A 14,318-nucleotide genomic window follows, 5' to 3' on the forward strand; every position below is an offset into this window, starting at 1 on the left:
CTTCTCTCACCCTCCATCCCACAAGAGGCGTCGATGAACGAGCCGGTGCTGGTGATCAACTGCGGGTCCTCCTCCATCAAGTATGCGCTGGTGCCGGCGGCTGCCGACCAGCCGCGCCTGACCGGCCTGGCCGAGCGGCTGGGCAGCGGCGATGCCCGCCTCAAGGGCGTCGACAGCCGCGGCGAGGCCTTCACCCGCGACCTGGGTGACGCCGGCCACGTCGAGGCTCTCGCCGCGATCCTCGAGGGACTGGAGGGGCGCCGGCCCGGCGCCGTGGGGCACCGCATCGTCCACGGCGGCGAGCAGTTCACCCGCGCCGCGCTGATCGACGATGAGGTGGTGGCCGCCATCGAGGCCACCAGCGCGCTCGCGCCGCTGCACAACCCGGCCAACCTCCAGGGGGTCGCCGCCACCCGCGCGCTGTTTGCCGAACTGCCCCAGGTGGCGGTCTTCGATACCGCCTTCCACCAGAGCCTGCCGCCCCGCGCCTACCGCTATGCCCTGCCCGAGGCGCTCTATCGCGAGCACGGCATCCGCCGCTACGGCTTCCACGGCACCAGCCATGCCTACGTGAGCGCGCGCGCCGATGCCCTCGCCGGCATCGAAGGCGGCTGGCTGACCGCCCACCTGGGCAACGGTTGCTCCACCGCCGCGGTGTGGCAGGGGCAGAGCCTCGACACCAGCATGGGCCTCACCCCGCTGGAGGGGCTCGTCATGGGCACCCGCAGCGGCGACGTCGACCCCGGGCTGCACGCCCACCTGGCCCGCGAGCTGGGCTGGTCCCTCGAGCGCATCAACGATGTCCTCAACCGAGGTAGCGGCCTGCTCGGGCTCTCCGGGCTCTCCAACGACATGCGCGAGCTGGAGGCCGCCGCCGAGGCGGGCCACGCCGGCGCGGCACTCGCCGTGGAGGTGTTCTGCTACCGCATCGCCAAGTCCCTGGCCGCCCTCTCCTGCGCCCTGCCCCGCCTGGACGGCATCGTCTTCACCGGCGGCATCGGCGAGAATTCGCCACGGGTGCGCGAGCAGGTGGTGGCGCTGCTGCCCCACTTCGGCCTCGCCCTGGACCCCGAGGCCAACCGCGAGACGATTCGCGGCCACGAGGGCCGCATCGACGCGCCGGCCCCGAACCGCCCCGCCCTGTGGGTGATCCCCACCGACGAGGAGGGCCGCATCGCCGACGAGACCCGCCAGCTGCTGGGAGAGACCGCCCGATGACGCCCCGCCCCGCCCGCCCCGCTCCCCAGGCCATCCTGCTGGTGCCCACCGGCGAGGGCGCCGGCCTCACCTCGGCCTGCCTGGGCCTGATCCAGGCGCTGGACACCATCGGCCTCAAGGCCGGCTTCCTCAAGCCGCTGCGCCAGGACGAGCTCAACGGCTCGGGGCCGGACCGCTCCTGCGCCCTGGTCAACAGTACCCTGGGGCTGCGCCCGCCGGCGCCGATCCCCCAGTCCGAGATGGAGCGCCTGCTGCGCCAGGACCGCCTCGACGTGCTGATGGAGCAGGTGGTGGAGCTCCAGGAGGCCGCCCTCGAGGCCTTCCCGGACGGCGCCCCGGAGCTGCTGGTAATGGAGGGGCTGGTGCCGACGCGCCACGCCAGCTACGCCGCCCAGGTCAATGCCCAGCTGGCCCACGCGCTGAACGCCCGGATCATCCTAGTGGGCAGCGGCGACCTGGCCGATCCCCAGGCGCTGGCCGAGCAGCTCGACATGCACGCCCGGGCCTTCGGCGGGGTCGGCTCGGCCCGCACCCTGGGCTGCATCCTGATGCGCATGCACAACATGCCCGGGGGCGAGGACGCCAGTGGATTGGCCCCCGGTACCGCCGCGCCGGCCCTGGAGGAGGCCCTGCTCGCCGAGCTGCGCCGTCACTCCCCCGCGCTCGCCACCGAACGCTTCCACCTGATCGGCATGGTGCCCTACGCCCCGGCGCTCTCCGCCCCGCGGGTGCTGGACGTGGCCCGCGCCCTGGGAGCCCGCTTCCTCAACGAGGGGGAACCCGAGCGGCGGGTGCTTTCCACCAGCCTCTGCGCGCGTAGCGCCTCCAACGCCCTGCACATCTTCAAGCCCGGCGGGCTGGTGGTGGCCTCCGGCGATCGCGACGACGTGGTGCTGGCCTCGGCCCTGGCCACCATGAACGGCGTGCCCCTGGCCGGCGTCCTGCTCACCAACGGCTTCATCCCCGGCGACAACATGATCGAGATGTGCCGCCCGGCGCTGAAGACCGGACTGCCGGTGATCAGCGTCGACACCGACAGCTTCACCACCGCCAAGAACCTCGGCCAGATGGGCAACGACATCCCCATCGACGACTTCGAGCGCGCCGAGCGGGTGGCCAACTTCGTGGCCGCCCATATCGATCTGCAGTGGCTCAAGGACCACCTGAGCCGCGGCTATACCCGCCGCCTCTCCCCCTCCGCCTTCCGCCACCAGCTGGTCAAGCTGGCCCAGCAGGCGGACCGGCGTATCATCCTGCCCGAGGGCAGCGAGCCGCGCACCGTGGAGGCCGCCGCCATCTGCCAGCGTCGCGGCATCGCCCGCTGTGTGCTGCTGGGCAAGCGCGAGGAGATCATGGAGGTGGCCCGCCAGCGCGGCATCGAGCTGCCCAAGGGGCTCGAGATCATCGACCCGGACAGCATCCGGGCGCGCTACGTGGCGCCCATGGTGGAGAGGCGCGCCGGCAAGGTGAACGCACTCACCGCCGAGGCCCAGCTCCAGGATAACGTGGTGCTCGGCACCATGATGCTGGCCCTGGACGAGGTGGATGGGCTGGTCTCCGGCGCCATCCACACCACCGCCAACACCGTGCGCCCGGCCTTCCAGCTGATCAAGACCGCCCCGGGCTACCGCCAGGTCTCCTCGATCTTCTTCATGCTGCTGCCCGAGCAGGTGGTGGTCTACGGCGACTGCGCGGTGAATCCCGACCCGGATGCCGAGACCCTGGCGGAGATCGCCATCCAGAGCGCCCGCTCCGCCCAGGCCTTCGGCATCGAGCCGCGGGTGGCAATGATCAGCTACTCCACCGGGGAGTCCGGCTCCGGCGCCGACGTGGAGAAGGTGCGTCAGGCCACCCGCCTGGCCCGGGAACGGGCACCCGAACTGCTGATCGACGGCCCGCTGCAGTACGACGCCGCCGCCATCGAGAGCGTCGGCCGCCAGAAGGCGCCGGACTCCCCGGTGGCCGGGCGCGCCACGGTGTTCGTCTTCCCCGACCTCAACACCGGCAACACCACCTACAAGGCGGTGCAGCGCAGCGCCCGGGTGGTCAGCGTCGGCCCCATGCTGCAGGGCCTCAATAAGCCGGTGAACGACCTCTCCCGCGGGGCGCTGGTCGATGACATCGTCTACACCATCGCCCTGACCGCCATCCAGGCCGCCCAGGGCGGCTGAGGCGGGCCCGGGGCGCGTCGCCACGGCTGGCCCCGGCCCGGCAATGGGAATATGCTTGAGGTACCCGCGGCCTTGCCGCGCAAGGCTGGAACCAACACGGAGAACGAGATGCCCGGCCTGCTTCCCGACGTCGACCCCGATGGTCTGCTCGAATACTCGGTGGTCTATACCGACCGCGCCCTGAACCACATGTCCTCCCGCTTCCAGGAGGTGATGCGCGATATCTCCGGCCAGCTCAAGCGGGTCTACCACGCCCACAGTGCGGTGATCGTGCCCGGCAGCGGCACCTTCGGCATGGAGGCGGTGGCGCGCCAGTTCGCCAAGGAGCGGCGCTGCCTGGTGATCCGCAACGGCTGGTTCAGCTACCGCTGGAGCCAGATCCTCGAGATGGGCCGCATCCCGGCCGATATCAACGTGCTCAAGGCGCGCCGCCTCGACGAGAGCAGCCCCGCCTCGCCCTTCGCCCCGGCGCCCATCGAGGAGGTGATCGAGGCGATCCGCGACCAGCAGCCGGACATCATCTTCATGCCCCACGTGGAGACCGCCGCGGGGATCATCCTGCCCGACGACTACATCCGCCAGGTGGCCGATGCCATCCATCAGGAGGGTGGCCTGCTGGTGCTCGACTGCATCGCCTCCGGCGCCATCTGGGTCGACATGCAGGACCTCGGCGTCGATGTGCTGGTCAGCGCCCCCCAGAAGGGCTGGAGCGCCTCGCCCTGCTGCGCCATGGTGATGCTCTCGCGCCAGGCCCGCGAGGTCATCGACGACACCACCAGCTCGAGCTTCGCCTGCGACCTCAAGAAGTGGCTCACCATCATGGAAACCTACGAGGGCGGCGGCCACGCCTACCACGCCACCCTGCCCACCGACGGGCTGGTGACGCTTCGCGACGTGATGGTCGAGATAGAGGCCTATGGCCTGGAGAAGGTGCGCGACGAGCAGCAGGCGCTGGGCGACGGCGTCCGCGAGCTGCTGGCAGAGTTCGGCTATCGGAGCGTGGCGGCCCCCGGCTTCGAGGCCCCCGGCGTGGTGGTCAGCTACACCGATGACGCCGGCCTGGTCGGCAAGTTTGCCGAGGCGGGCCTGCAGGTGGCCGGCGGCGTGCAGCTGATGTGCGACGAGGGCGAGGGCTTCCTGACCTTCCGCATCGGCCTGTTCGGCCTGGAGAAGCTCCACGACCGCGAGCGCAGCCTGGCCCACCTGCGCGGTGCCCTCGAGACCATCGCCCGGGCGCAACCGGTACCCCCCGGCGAGGCCTGATAGGGCCAGCCTGCAACGACAAAGCCCACCATAAGAAGAGGGGCGGCCAACTGGCCGCCCCTCTCGTGTTTGCGTAGCTCGTATTTGCGTAGTTCGTGCTTGTTTAGCTCGTGCTTGCGTTGCGCGCCGGAGCCGCGCCGAGCCTCAGAGGCTGCCGACGCCGCGCGGCACGAAGCCGAGGTTGTTGTCGACCTCCTTGACGCCCGCGGTATTCTCGGCGGCCACCTGCACGGCCATCTTCTCCTGCTGGTTCTCGACCAGGCCCCACAGCTGCACCTTGCCGTCGGAGACCATGACGTTGATCCGGTCGACCAGCACGCCGGTGTTGGCGTCGACCTCCTTGAGGATGGCCTCGCGGATCTCGCGGTCATCCGCGGTCACGCTGGCCTCGGTGGCCACCACGGAGAAGCCGCGCAGCAGGTTGGAGCGGCTGACGATGCCCACCAGCTTGCCCTCCTGAACCACCGGCACCCGCTTGATGTGATGCTTCTCGAGCAGCCGCGAGATCTTGTGCAGCGGCATGTCGCCTGCGATGGTGATCGGGTCCTTGGTCATGATCTCGTGGGCACGGCGACCGTGGGACTTCACGTAATCGGCGGCGTCGTGGCCGGCGAACAGCTTCAGCCACCAGGACTTGCGGCGCGCGGTGTCGTTCTCCACCCGGCGCATCAGGTCACCCTCGCTGACGATGCCGAGCACCTTGCCACCATCATCCACGACGGGGACCGCGCTGATGCCGTGCTCCAGCAGCAGGCTGGCGATCTCGCGCACCTCGCTGTCCGGCGACACGGTGACGACGTTCTGGGTCATGACATCTGCAGCTTGCATCGGGCGTTCTCCACGGATTTATGGGAATACACCCTGAAGATAGCAACTTGCCGGCGGCGACGCATTGACCGGGGCCGGGTTTGCTGGACGCCGTTTCAACCCTTGCCCCGGTTCAGTCTGCCTGGCCCGCCCCCTCGGCATGGACCCGCTCCACGTCGACGATCCGCGAACGGCTCATCACTACCTTCCAGCGCTGCAGGGTCGGCGGCCGGTCGCCCTGCACCTCGCGAATCACAAGGTTGATCAGATGGCGCTTCTCCACCTCCTCGCGCACCACCTGCCCCTCCTCCAGCCGGTAGACCCGGTGGCTGCCCTTGTCCATCAGCCGCGCCAGCGGCGAGAGGTCCAGGGTCAGGGTCTCGCGGGTGTGCTCGTAGCCGCTGAGGAAGCGCGTCGGTGACATCCGCGAGCGGGAGCGATAGTGCAGCACCACCTCCTCGCGCTGGGCCACGTTACGCTTGCGTACCCGCTGGATCTCCTCGTCCAGCTTGAGGAAACGCTGATAGTCGAACCACTCGAGCTGGTGGCCCACCGTCACGTTGCGGGTGGGGTCCAGGTACTGGCGCCGCCACTTGGGCCGTCCCCGGCGCAGGAGGCGCCACAGGGTGTTGCGCAGGTCGTCCTTGAACACCTCGCGCAGGGCATAGATCACCGCCATGGCCAGCACGAAGAGCGCTGTGATATCGGACAGGGCGTCACGCACCCGCAAGAGCCCCAGCGAGACGAACACCATCACCACCGCGGTGGCCAGCGCCTTGACCGCCTTCTGCTCCCCCCCGCCGAGCTCCTGGGTCTTCTGCTTGAGGGTCACCGGGTACTCGATCAGCCGGCGCAGCAGGCGCATCTTGTTGGACATCCGCGTCGGGTCCCGGGTCACCCGCTCGGAGTTGTACTCCTGGGCCTCGCGGTACGCCCCCTCGTCCCGGCAGATCGTGATCAGGCGCTCGCGGATCTGCCGGAAGCGCGGGCCGCGCGGCAGGCTGGCCACCAGCGCCAGCAGGCGCTGCTCGGTGAACCAGGAGAGATAGTTGTCGATGGTGACGTAGTAGCGGCTGAGGCTCTCCTCGGCGGGCTCCTGGCGACGCAGCCGCTTGAGGATCCCGGTGGCAAGCTCGGCGTGCTCCTCCAGCCGCGTCTCCAGGGAGGCCTCCTCCTTCTGCCCCTCGCGCTCCTTCGCCTGGCCGCCGGCGGGCTTGTGCGTGTCGTTGGCGGCCTGGGCGCTCGGCGTGCCGGGTGCGGGCCTCTCCCTGGCAGCCGGGGCGCTCTCCTTGCCGCTCGCCCCCTTCTCCTTGCCGACAGCACCCTTCTCCTTGCCGGCGGCGGCCTTCTCGGCCCGGCGCACCCGACGGGCGGCGTCCAGCAGCGGCTGGTTGGAGCCCTCGAGGGCCACCACGTACTGGTAGGCGTAGAGGCTCATCCCTAGGCGGTACTGCGCCGGGTCGAGGCGCCCCCGTTCAGCCAGCCGGCTGAGCACCAGCGGCAGCCGATAGCGGTCGCTGTAGTAGGTGCGCTTGACGTGGATCGCCGCGTGGTAGAAGGCCTCCTCGGCGAGCACCTGGGGACCGAGCCCCAGCTCCCCGGGCACGAACAGGTAGAGATCCAGCTGGTGGGAGGTCTCCTCCTGCAGCACCCGGGAGATGCGCAGGGAGAGCGCATCCGCGCGATCCACGCTGATCATTGGCCGGGATCCGGTGAGGCACCGCGGGGGTTGGTATCGCCCTCGGGGTCAGCCACCAGGGCCTCACCGGGCTCGCGCCCGGCGGCGTCGCGAAGGGCACCGGCGGACTCGGTGGCCCGGGCGATGCCCTCGTCGCTGCCGTCCAGGCGGCCGCCGCCGCGGCCCTGCATGCTGATGTTGAGGCGCGGCATAGCCAGGTCGAGGCCCTGTTCCTCCATGCGCTGCTTGAGCAACAGATTGAAGGCGCGGGCCACGTCCCACTGCATCTCGGGGGCGGTGCGAAAGCGCATGCGCAGCACCGGGCAGCCCTCCTCGAAGGCCTGGATGCCCTGCATCTCCAGCGGCGACCAGATGTAGTGGCGCATCATCGGATCCTGGCGCAGCGCCTGGGCGGTCTCCTGCATCAGGCTGATGGCATCGTCGATCTTCATCTCATGGGGGATGCGGATGCGCATCAGGGCGATGCCAAACTGGCGCGACATGTTGTGGATCGAGGAGATGCGGCTGAAGGTGACGATATGGAGCACCCCGTCCAGATCGCGCAGGCGCACGGTGCGCAGGGCCAGCCCCTCCACCGTGCCCATGTGGCCGTTGATCTCGACGAAATCGTCCACCGCCAGCGCGTCCTCGATGATGATGAAGATGCCGGTGATCAGGTCCTGCACCAGGGTCTGGGCGCCGAAGCCGATGGCCAGGCCGATCACACCGGCACCGGCCAGCAGCGGGGTGACGTTCACGCCGAGGTTGGCCAGGCCGGCGATGGCGGCAATGATCACGATGGTGGTGAAGATGATGTTGCGGATCATCGGGGTGATGGTCTGGACCCGGGCCTGGTTGACCCGCCGCCCGCGGGTGCGCGCCGGACTGGTCATGGCGCGCTGGATGGCGGTATCGGCGAAGATCCACGCCAGCCAGGCCAGCAGCACGGTGAAGGCCATGGCCAGCAACGCCTGGCCGATACGCGCACTGGCCACCCCCTGCTGGCCGATACCGATCAGCGACCCGCCCCACACCTGGGTGGAGAGCTCGGCGAAGGCCAGCCAGGTAGCGGCGTGGGCCAGCACATAGCCGAAGCGCTCCAGGCGCTGGCGATACTGGCTGATCCGGCGGCGCTGGTAGCGCTTGCTGCGCCGCTCCCCGTGGCGCCGCAGCAGCCCGGTGACCACCAGCGCCAGCACCAGCAGCGAGGCGGAGATGATCGAGCGGGCCAGCGCCGTGCCCACGTCGCCGCCGGTGACGATGATCGCCACCAGCGAGCCGCCCACCAGCAGCAGCGCGGGCACGTGCCACAGGTTGCCGACCACGGCCACCACGCTGGCACTGCCGCTGTGGTCGCGGCGCTCGCGCCAGGGGCGGTTTCTGATGATGTGCTGGATGGGGCGCTGGAAGCGCAGGATGAAGCGAATGCTGAGCAGCGCGGCCAGCATGTTGGCCAGCACCGAGAGCAGGCCGGCCAGCTCGTCGCCGATCAGGTCGGTCAGGCGTCCGGAGTTGAAGGCATCGCCCAGCGCGATCAGCGCGCCGATCACGAACAGCGGCCGCAGCGCGCGCTGCTGCAGGATCTGCACCGCCACGAAGCGATGCCCGCGGGTAAACACCGAGACGAAGGTCTCCACCACCACCGAGAGGGTACGACCACACAGGGCGATATAGGCCACCACCAGGGCCATGGTGCGACCGGAGCTCTCCGGGATCAGCTGCGCCATGCCCAGCACCAGGAAGAAGGCCAGCGCCCAGGGCAGCATGCGGCGCAGGAAATGCACGGTGAGCAGCCAGGCCCGCGGGTCCCGAGGCAGGTCCAGCGGCCAGCCGCGGCGGCGCGCCAGCAGGCGCCCCAGGGCGATCAGGATCACCAGCAGGCCGACCCAGATGCCCAACAGCACGGCGCCCTCCACCAGGAAACGCATCAGCTCGGCATTGCCGGTGCCGGTCACCAGGCCGCTGAGATCCTCCCAGCCCTGCTCCAGCTGCTCCTGCCACTGGTCGATGGGCGAGTGCCCCGCTTCGGCCTGGTCGCCCAGGTCGCTCAGGGTCTCGGCCAGGGCCCCGAGCAGCCCCTGACGCGGCGCCAGGGTCGCCTCCTCGACCGCCCCGCCGTGAACCACCTGCAGCTCGCGCAGCCCCTCCAGCAGCTGGCCGCGACGCTCGGCGTCCTCCAGGGTGGCGATCACCTGCTCGAGGGATTCCTGGAACGCCTGGGGGTCATGCTCGGCGGCGGCCTCCCCGCCGCCAACCAGCCCCGGCAGGCCGAGCTGCTGAGCCTGAACGGGCGGCGCCAGCAGGAGCAGCAGCAGCCAGGCCAGACAGGTGAAGAGGCTTCGGCGCAGTGGTAGGGACATCGTTTCTCCGTGTTCGGTCGGCGACGCTGGCCGCTGATATGTTAGGCTCCTCATGAGCCCATCGGTCACGCACAGGATGCCGCCATGACGCCCCTCCCGCCACCCGAGCCCCGCAATCCCGATGGCGAGACCCGCCGCGTCGGGGTCGAGATCGAGTTCGCCGGGCTGCCGCCCCGCGACACCGCCGAGCTGGTGCGCGAGCTGTTCGGCGGCGAACTGACGGTCGTGAGCCCCCACCGTCTCAAGGTTCAGGGAACCCGCTGGGGCGATTTCGTCATCGAGCTCGATACCCAGTATGCCCATCCCGACAGCGAGGTGCTCGACGCCCGGCCGAAGGACGACACCGAGTGGGAGCGCCAGCGCCACCAGATGCGCGTGGACTTCCACACCCGCACCCGGGAGCTGATCGGCGATGTGGTCACGGGCCTGGTGCCCACCGAGATCGTCTGCCCGCCAGTGCCCTGGGACGAGCTCGAGGAGCTCGATGCCCTCTTCGACGCCCTGCGCCAGCACGGCGCCAAGGGCACCGACGCAAGCCTCCTGTACGGCTTCGGCCTGCACCTCAACCCGGAGGTGGCGAGCCTCTCGGTAGAGAGCCTGCTGGACCACCTACGCGCCTACCTGCTCACCGCCGAGTGGCTGCGCGAGCAGATCGACGTGGACATCACTCGCGAGGTGCTGCCCCACGCCAACCCCTTCCCCAAGCCCTATGCGCTGAAGGTGCTCGACCCCCAGTATGCGCCGGATCTCGACACCCTGATCGGCGACTATCTCGAGGACAACCCGACCCGCAACCGCGAGCTCGACATGACCCCGCTGTTCGCCCACCTGCGGCCGGACTTTCCCCACGAGCTGTTCCACAACAAGCTGGTCAAGGCCCGCCCGACCTTCCACTACCGGCTGCCCGATGCGCGGCTCTCCGAGCCCGGCTGGGGCTCGGTGAAGGAGTGGAATCGCTGGCTCGAGGTGGAGAAGCTGGCCGCCGACAAGGCGCTGCTGGCCAAGCGCAGCGCCGGCTACGTGGCCAAGCACACCCGCTCGCTGCTGGCCAGGCTGTGGCTGCGCATGCGCGGCTGGGCGGGCACCTCGTGAGCGATCCCCGCCCCCTGATCGGCATCACCACCTCTGACGACAAGAGCCAGATTGCCTGGCTCTTCGACTGGTTCGCGGTGTGGCGCCACGGCGGTCGCCCGCGACGCCTGTCGCCCTCGCGGCCCATGCCTGAGCACCTCGACGGCCTGATCATCGGCGGCGGCGATGACATCCAGGCCCACCTCTACAACGCCGAGGTGCAGCTCGACGTGCGGGTCGACCCCCAGCGCGACGAGCTGGAGCTGGAGCTGCTCGAGCGCTTCATCCCCGAGGGCACCCCGGTGCTCGGCATCTGCCGCGGCGCCCAGCTGATCAACGTCTACCGTGGCGGCACCCTGGACCCGGACATCTACACCACCCACGAGGGCCTCAAGCGCCGGCGCACGGTGCTGCCGCGCAAGACGGTGGATATCGTCGGCGCCAGCAAGCTCCACCGCCTGCTGGGGGTGAGCTGGTGCCGCATCAACAGCCTGCACCATCAGGCGGTGCAGGAGACCGGCGAGGGGATCGAGATCGTCGCCCGCGACCGCGAGGGCCTGGTCCAGGGCATCGAATCCCGCGACCACGACTTCCTGATCGGCGTGCAGTGGCACCCGGAGTGGCTGATCTTCAACCGTCCCCAGCAGCGCCTGATCCGCGCCCTGGTCAACGCCGCCCGGCGCCAGCAGACGGCCCAGGCGGAGGCCTGAACGCGACGGCGGCCACCCGAGGGTGGCCGTCTGCATGGATCGGGCGATCCGGTTCCCTCACCCGCTAGCCGAGGGACGCGAGCGCCGCCTCGTAGTCCGGCTCGTCCTTGATCTCGTCGACCAGCTGGCTGTGGATCACGCGATCGTTCTCGTCGAGCACCACCACGCCCCTCGCGCAGAGGCCGGCCAGCGGTCCGCTGCTGATATCGACGCCCCAGTCGCGCCGGAATTCCGGATGGCGGAAGGTAGAAAGGGTCGCCACCTTCTCCAGCCCCTCGGCACCGCAGAAGCGCTGGGCGGCAAAGGGCAGGTCGGCGGACACCACCAGCACCACGGTGTTATCCAGCTGCGACGCCAGCTCGTTGAAGCGGCGGGTGGAGGTAGCGCAGGTCGGCGTATCGACGCTGGGAATAATATTGAGCACCTTGCGCTTACCGGCGTGGTCGGCAAGGGTCACATCCGCCAGCTCGGCATTGGTCAGGGTCAGCGCGGGCGCCGTATCGCCCACCGCGGGAAAGCTGCCCGCAACGTCCACCGGCTCACCGCCGAGTTTCACCTGGCTCATGGCACTACTCCTCTGTCGTCTGGGGAAGACTCGAGCCTAGCCTCTCCGGCCGCGAACGGCCAGCCACGACTCAACGCTTGCCGTCACGCAGCCTGGCCAGGGCCGAGGCTAGCGCCGCGGTGCCCAGCTCGCGCATCGCCGCCACGTTGCGCTCGGGGATCGCCTCGGGGGCCGGATAGTGCTCAAGCGCCCGCTCGAGGCCCGCTTCGCGCAGCAGGTGCAGCATCGGGAAGGGCGAGCGGTTGGTGAAGTTGGCAGCGTCCTCCTCCTCGGCCCCTTCGAAGCAGTAGTCGGGGTGGAAGCTCGCCAGCTGGTAGGTGCCCTCATACCCCTGGTCGTCCAGCAGCGCCTCGGCCACGGCCAGGAAGTCGAGGTAGTCGTCGAACGCCTCGAGCCCTGGAGTGAGCACCAGCAGCGTGGTCTCGATGGCGGGCGTCTCGTCGAGGCGCTCGCACTCGGCCACCAGGGTCAGCAGCGCGCGCTCCCAGTCGCCGGCCTCCACCGCCACGTAGCGGATGGTGTCGCGGGCCACCTCGCGGCCGGCGAAGGGGCAGACGTTGCGGGCGACCACGAAGGTCTCGACCCAGGCGCGGGTGGCGGCCAGGGCCTGTGACTGGTTCGGGGTGGGCTCGGTGGGTGCGGACATGGGGACTCTCGTGGCAGCAGGGAAGACGGTCTGGGGAAAGCGGTCTGCTATTGTGGCAGAAACCCGACCGCCGCGAGTAGCCACGATGTCCGCCATCTCGTCACCCACTGTCACCCTGCCCGCCACCGCCCATGAGCCTGCGGTCGAGCTTCCCGCCATCGGCCAGGGCACCTGGCACATGGGCGAGGGGCTCGCCCCGCGCAGCGACGAGGTGCGCGCCCTGCAGCTCGGCCTGGAGCGTGGCCTCACCCTGATCGACACCGCCGAGATGTATGCCGACGGCGGCGCCGAGGAGGTGGTGGGCGAGGCGCTGCTGGGCCAGCGCGACGAGGCCTTCCTGGTCTCCAAGGTCTACCCCTGGAACGCCGGACGCGACTCGGCCATCGCCGCCTGCGAGGCGAGCCTGAAACGCCTGGGGACCGACCACCTGGACCTCTATCTGCTGCACTGGCCGGGTAGCGTACCGCTGGAGGAGACCCTGGAGGCCTTCGAGCGGCTGCGCCAGGCGGGCAAGATCCGCCGCTTCGGCGTCTCCAACTTCGACGTGGACGAGATGGCCGCGCTACATGCCCTGCCCGGCGGCAAGGCGTGCGCGGTCAACCAGGTGCTCTACCACCTCGGCTCCCGGGGCATCGAACACGCCCTGCTGCCCTGGCAGCGCGCCCGCGGCATCCCCACCATGGCCTACTGCCCGCTGGCCCAGGCCGGCGAGCTGCGCCGGGAGCTGCTCACCCACCCCGAGGTGCTCGAGATCGCCTCGTCGCTCGGCATCACCCCCACCCAGCTGCTGCTGGCCTGGGCGATCCGGCCACGGGGCGAGGGCGCGCCCCGCGACGTGCTCGCCATCCCCAAGGCCACCCGCCTCGAGCACGTGGAGCAGAACGCCAGGGCCCTCGAGATCTCGCTGACCGAGGAAGCGCTCGCCCGCCTCGACGCCGCCTTCCCCGCGCCGGGACGCAAGACGCCGTTGGATATCGTGTAGAGAATCACCGGTTTCCTCGTCGAGAGGCCAGGCGATCGGCCATCCTGGTCGGCTCCGGCAGCTTGGTGCGCCCGAGGCAGTGGATCACCCAGTCGAGCGCCGTGGCAAGAGAGAGACGATGCCCCGGCGAGACGAAGAGCGGCTTCACGCCCACCCGCGAGCGCAGCACCGCACCGATCACCTCGTCGTCGGGGCCGTCGATCAGCGGCGTCCAGTCACCCCGCGCGGGCCCCGGCTCGCCGTGGCGCCCGCAGAGCCGCGACTTGGCCACGCCGATGGTGGGCAGGTCGAGCCACAGCCCCAGGTGGGAGGCCACCCCGAGCCGGCGCGGATGGGCGATGCCCTGGCCGTCCACCATGACGAGATCGGGCATCACGCCGAGCCGCTCGAAGGCCGCCAGCGCCGCCGGCACCTCGCGAAAGGAGAGCAGCCCGGGGATATAGGGCATCCGCGTGGGCTCGCGGTGCACCACCTCCTCGACCACATCGAATACCCCCGGCCCCCGCGGCGGCCAGGCCAGCACCACCACTGCCGCCCGGGTGATCGCCCCGCCCTGCTCGAAGCCGATATCCACCCCGGCGATGCACCGCACCTCGCCCAGGCGATCCTCGCGCGCTACCCGCCCGGCCAGGCGCCGCTGCAGGGCGATGGCCTCGCGGGGCGAGAGATTCCAGTCGTGGAGGGGAGTGAGTGGCATAAGGGCTCCTGTTTCACGGCGTAAGGAGCGCTGGGGACAAGCCGTAGAGGAGGTCCTACGCCAGGGATGGCGTCGGTAGCGCCCAGGGAGGGGTTCACAGCGCCTCCTCAGAGGCTTGTCGCCAGATCAGCTCCGGAGGGATGTCTCAGC

Annotated in this window: 12 protein-coding genes; 6 read left to right on the forward strand and 6 right to left on the reverse strand. The window is 70.1% G+C overall.

Annotated elements, in window-relative coordinates; all coding sequences use genetic code 11:
• Positions 1-33 precede the first annotated feature (33 nt).
• The 3 genes from DER72_RS01975 to DER72_RS01985 all read left to right on the forward strand — a co-directional run bounded on the left by DER72_RS01975 (position 34) and on the right by DER72_RS01985 (position 4,652).
• On the forward strand, positions 34-1,218 hold the full coding sequence (locus DER72_RS01975; protein ID WP_110068325.1) for an acetate/propionate family kinase: 1,185 nt from the start codon (positions 34-36) through the stop codon (positions 1,216-1,218).
• Positions 1,215-3,389: a phosphate acetyltransferase gene (pta, locus tag DER72_RS01980; RefSeq protein ID WP_110068326.1), complete on the forward strand. Its 2,175-nt coding sequence runs from the start codon at positions 1,215-1,217 to the stop codon at positions 3,387-3,389. The genes DER72_RS01975 and pta overlap by 4 nt, the downstream gene beginning before the upstream one ends.
• Before the next feature lie 108 nt (positions 3,390-3,497).
• Positions 3,498-4,652, forward strand: coding sequence for an aminotransferase class V-fold PLP-dependent enzyme (locus tag DER72_RS01985; protein WP_110068327.1), 1,155 nt, complete (start codon positions 3,498-3,500; stop codon positions 4,650-4,652).
• Positions 4,653-4,796: 144 nt separating this feature from the next.
• On the opposite strand, the gene DER72_RS01990 is transcribed toward DER72_RS01985, so the two are convergent.
• The 3 genes from DER72_RS01990 to DER72_RS02000 all read right to left on the reverse strand — a co-directional run bounded on the left by DER72_RS01990 (position 4,797) and on the right by DER72_RS02000 (position 9,497).
• Positions 4,797-5,480, reverse strand: coding sequence for a CBS domain-containing protein (locus DER72_RS01990; protein WP_110068328.1), 684 nt, complete (start codon positions 5,478-5,480; stop codon positions 4,797-4,799).
• Between the two features lie 112 nt (positions 5,481-5,592).
• Positions 5,593-7,158: a hypothetical protein gene (locus tag DER72_RS01995; RefSeq protein ID WP_110068329.1), complete on the reverse strand. Its 1,566-nt coding sequence runs from the start codon at positions 7,156-7,158 to the stop codon at positions 5,593-5,595.
• Positions 7,155-9,497 carry a mechanosensitive ion channel domain-containing protein gene (locus tag DER72_RS02000; protein ID WP_110068330.1) on the reverse strand — a complete coding sequence of 781 codons (2,343 nt, stop codon included), beginning with the start codon at positions 9,495-9,497 and terminating at the stop codon, positions 7,155-7,157. Before DER72_RS02000 ends, DER72_RS01995 begins: the two co-directional genes overlap by 4 nt.
• Before the next feature lie 84 nt (positions 9,498-9,581).
• Here DER72_RS02000 and DER72_RS02005 point away from each other — a divergent pair, with 84 nt between their 5' ends.
• The gene (locus DER72_RS02005) at positions 9,582-10,589 is read left to right on the forward strand and encodes an amidoligase family protein (RefSeq protein WP_110068331.1); all 1,008 of its coding nucleotides are present in this window, start codon (positions 9,582-9,584) and stop codon (positions 10,587-10,589) included.
• Positions 10,586-11,278 carry a gamma-glutamyl-gamma-aminobutyrate hydrolase family protein gene (locus DER72_RS02010; protein WP_110068367.1) on the forward strand — a complete coding sequence of 231 codons (693 nt, stop codon included), beginning with the start codon at positions 10,586-10,588 and terminating at the stop codon, positions 11,276-11,278. Before DER72_RS02005 ends, DER72_RS02010 begins: the two co-directional genes overlap by 4 nt.
• Positions 11,279-11,342: 64 nt before the next feature.
• Here the strand turns inward: DER72_RS02010 and tpx are convergent, their stop codons facing one another.
• Both tpx and DER72_RS02020 read right to left on the reverse strand, forming a co-directional pair.
• Complete coding sequence (gene tpx, locus DER72_RS02015) at positions 11,343-11,843, reverse strand: thiol peroxidase (protein ID WP_110068332.1); 501 nt, start codon at positions 11,841-11,843, stop codon at positions 11,343-11,345.
• Between the two features lie 70 nt (positions 11,844-11,913).
• A complete protein-coding gene (locus tag DER72_RS02020) occupies positions 11,914-12,489 on the reverse strand; it encodes a DUF1415 domain-containing protein (RefSeq protein ID WP_110068333.1) in 576 nt (191 codons plus the stop codon).
• 85 nt (positions 12,490-12,574) lie between these two features.
• Between DER72_RS02020 and DER72_RS02025 the strand changes: the two genes are divergently transcribed.
• The gene (locus DER72_RS02025; RefSeq protein ID WP_110068334.1) at positions 12,575-13,471 is read left to right on the forward strand and encodes an aldo/keto reductase; all 897 of its coding nucleotides are present in this window, start codon (positions 12,575-12,577) and stop codon (positions 13,469-13,471) included.
• Positions 13,472-13,475: 4 nt separating this feature from the next.
• Here DER72_RS02025 and nfi read toward each other — a convergent pair whose 3' ends face one another.
• Positions 13,476-14,168 carry a deoxyribonuclease V gene (gene nfi, locus DER72_RS02030; protein ID WP_110068335.1) on the reverse strand — a complete coding sequence of 231 codons (693 nt, stop codon included), beginning with the start codon at positions 14,166-14,168 and terminating at the stop codon, positions 13,476-13,478.
• Between the last annotated feature and the right edge of the window lie 150 nt (positions 14,169-14,318).

The sequence above is a fragment of the Halomonas sp. A11-A genome, from assembly GCF_003182195.1.
GTDB classification, from domain to species: Bacteria; Pseudomonadota; Gammaproteobacteria; order Pseudomonadales; family Halomonadaceae; genus Halomonas; species Halomonas alkalicola.

Excerpts from the sequence above, each read along its gene's own strand:
- DER72_RS01975 (WP_110068325.1), top strand. The coding sequence starts at position 34 with ATGAACGAGCCGGTGCTGGTGATCAACTGCGGGTCCTCCTCCATCAAG.
- nfi (WP_110068335.1), bottom strand. The coding sequence starts at position 14,168 with ATGCCACTCACTCCCCTCCACGACTGGAATCTCTCGCCCCGCGAGGCC.
- DER72_RS01995 (WP_110068329.1), bottom strand. The coding sequence starts at position 7,158 with ATGATCAGCGTGGATCGCGCGGATGCGCTCTCCCTGCGCATCTCCCGG.
- DER72_RS01985 (WP_110068327.1), top strand. The coding sequence starts at position 3,498 with ATGCCCGGCCTGCTTCCCGACGTCGACCCCGATGGTCTGCTCGAATAC.
- pta (WP_110068326.1), top strand. The coding sequence starts at position 1,215 with ATGACGCCCCGCCCCGCCCGCCCCGCTCCCCAGGCCATCCTGCTGGTG.
- DER72_RS02000 (WP_110068330.1), bottom strand. The coding sequence starts at position 9,497 with ATGTCCCTACCACTGCGCCGAAGCCTCTTCACCTGTCTGGCCTGGCTG.
- DER72_RS02005 (WP_110068331.1), top strand. The coding sequence starts at position 9,582 with ATGACGCCCCTCCCGCCACCCGAGCCCCGCAATCCCGATGGCGAGACC.
- tpx (WP_110068332.1), bottom strand. The coding sequence starts at position 11,843 with ATGAGCCAGGTGAAACTCGGCGGTGAGCCGGTGGACGTTGCGGGCAGC.
- DER72_RS01990 (WP_110068328.1), bottom strand. The coding sequence starts at position 5,480 with ATGCAAGCTGCAGATGTCATGACCCAGAACGTCGTCACCGTGTCGCCG.
- DER72_RS02025 (WP_110068334.1), top strand. The coding sequence starts at position 12,575 with ATGTCCGCCATCTCGTCACCCACTGTCACCCTGCCCGCCACCGCCCAT.
- DER72_RS02020 (WP_110068333.1), bottom strand. The coding sequence starts at position 12,489 with ATGTCCGCACCCACCGAGCCCACCCCGAACCAGTCACAGGCCCTGGCC.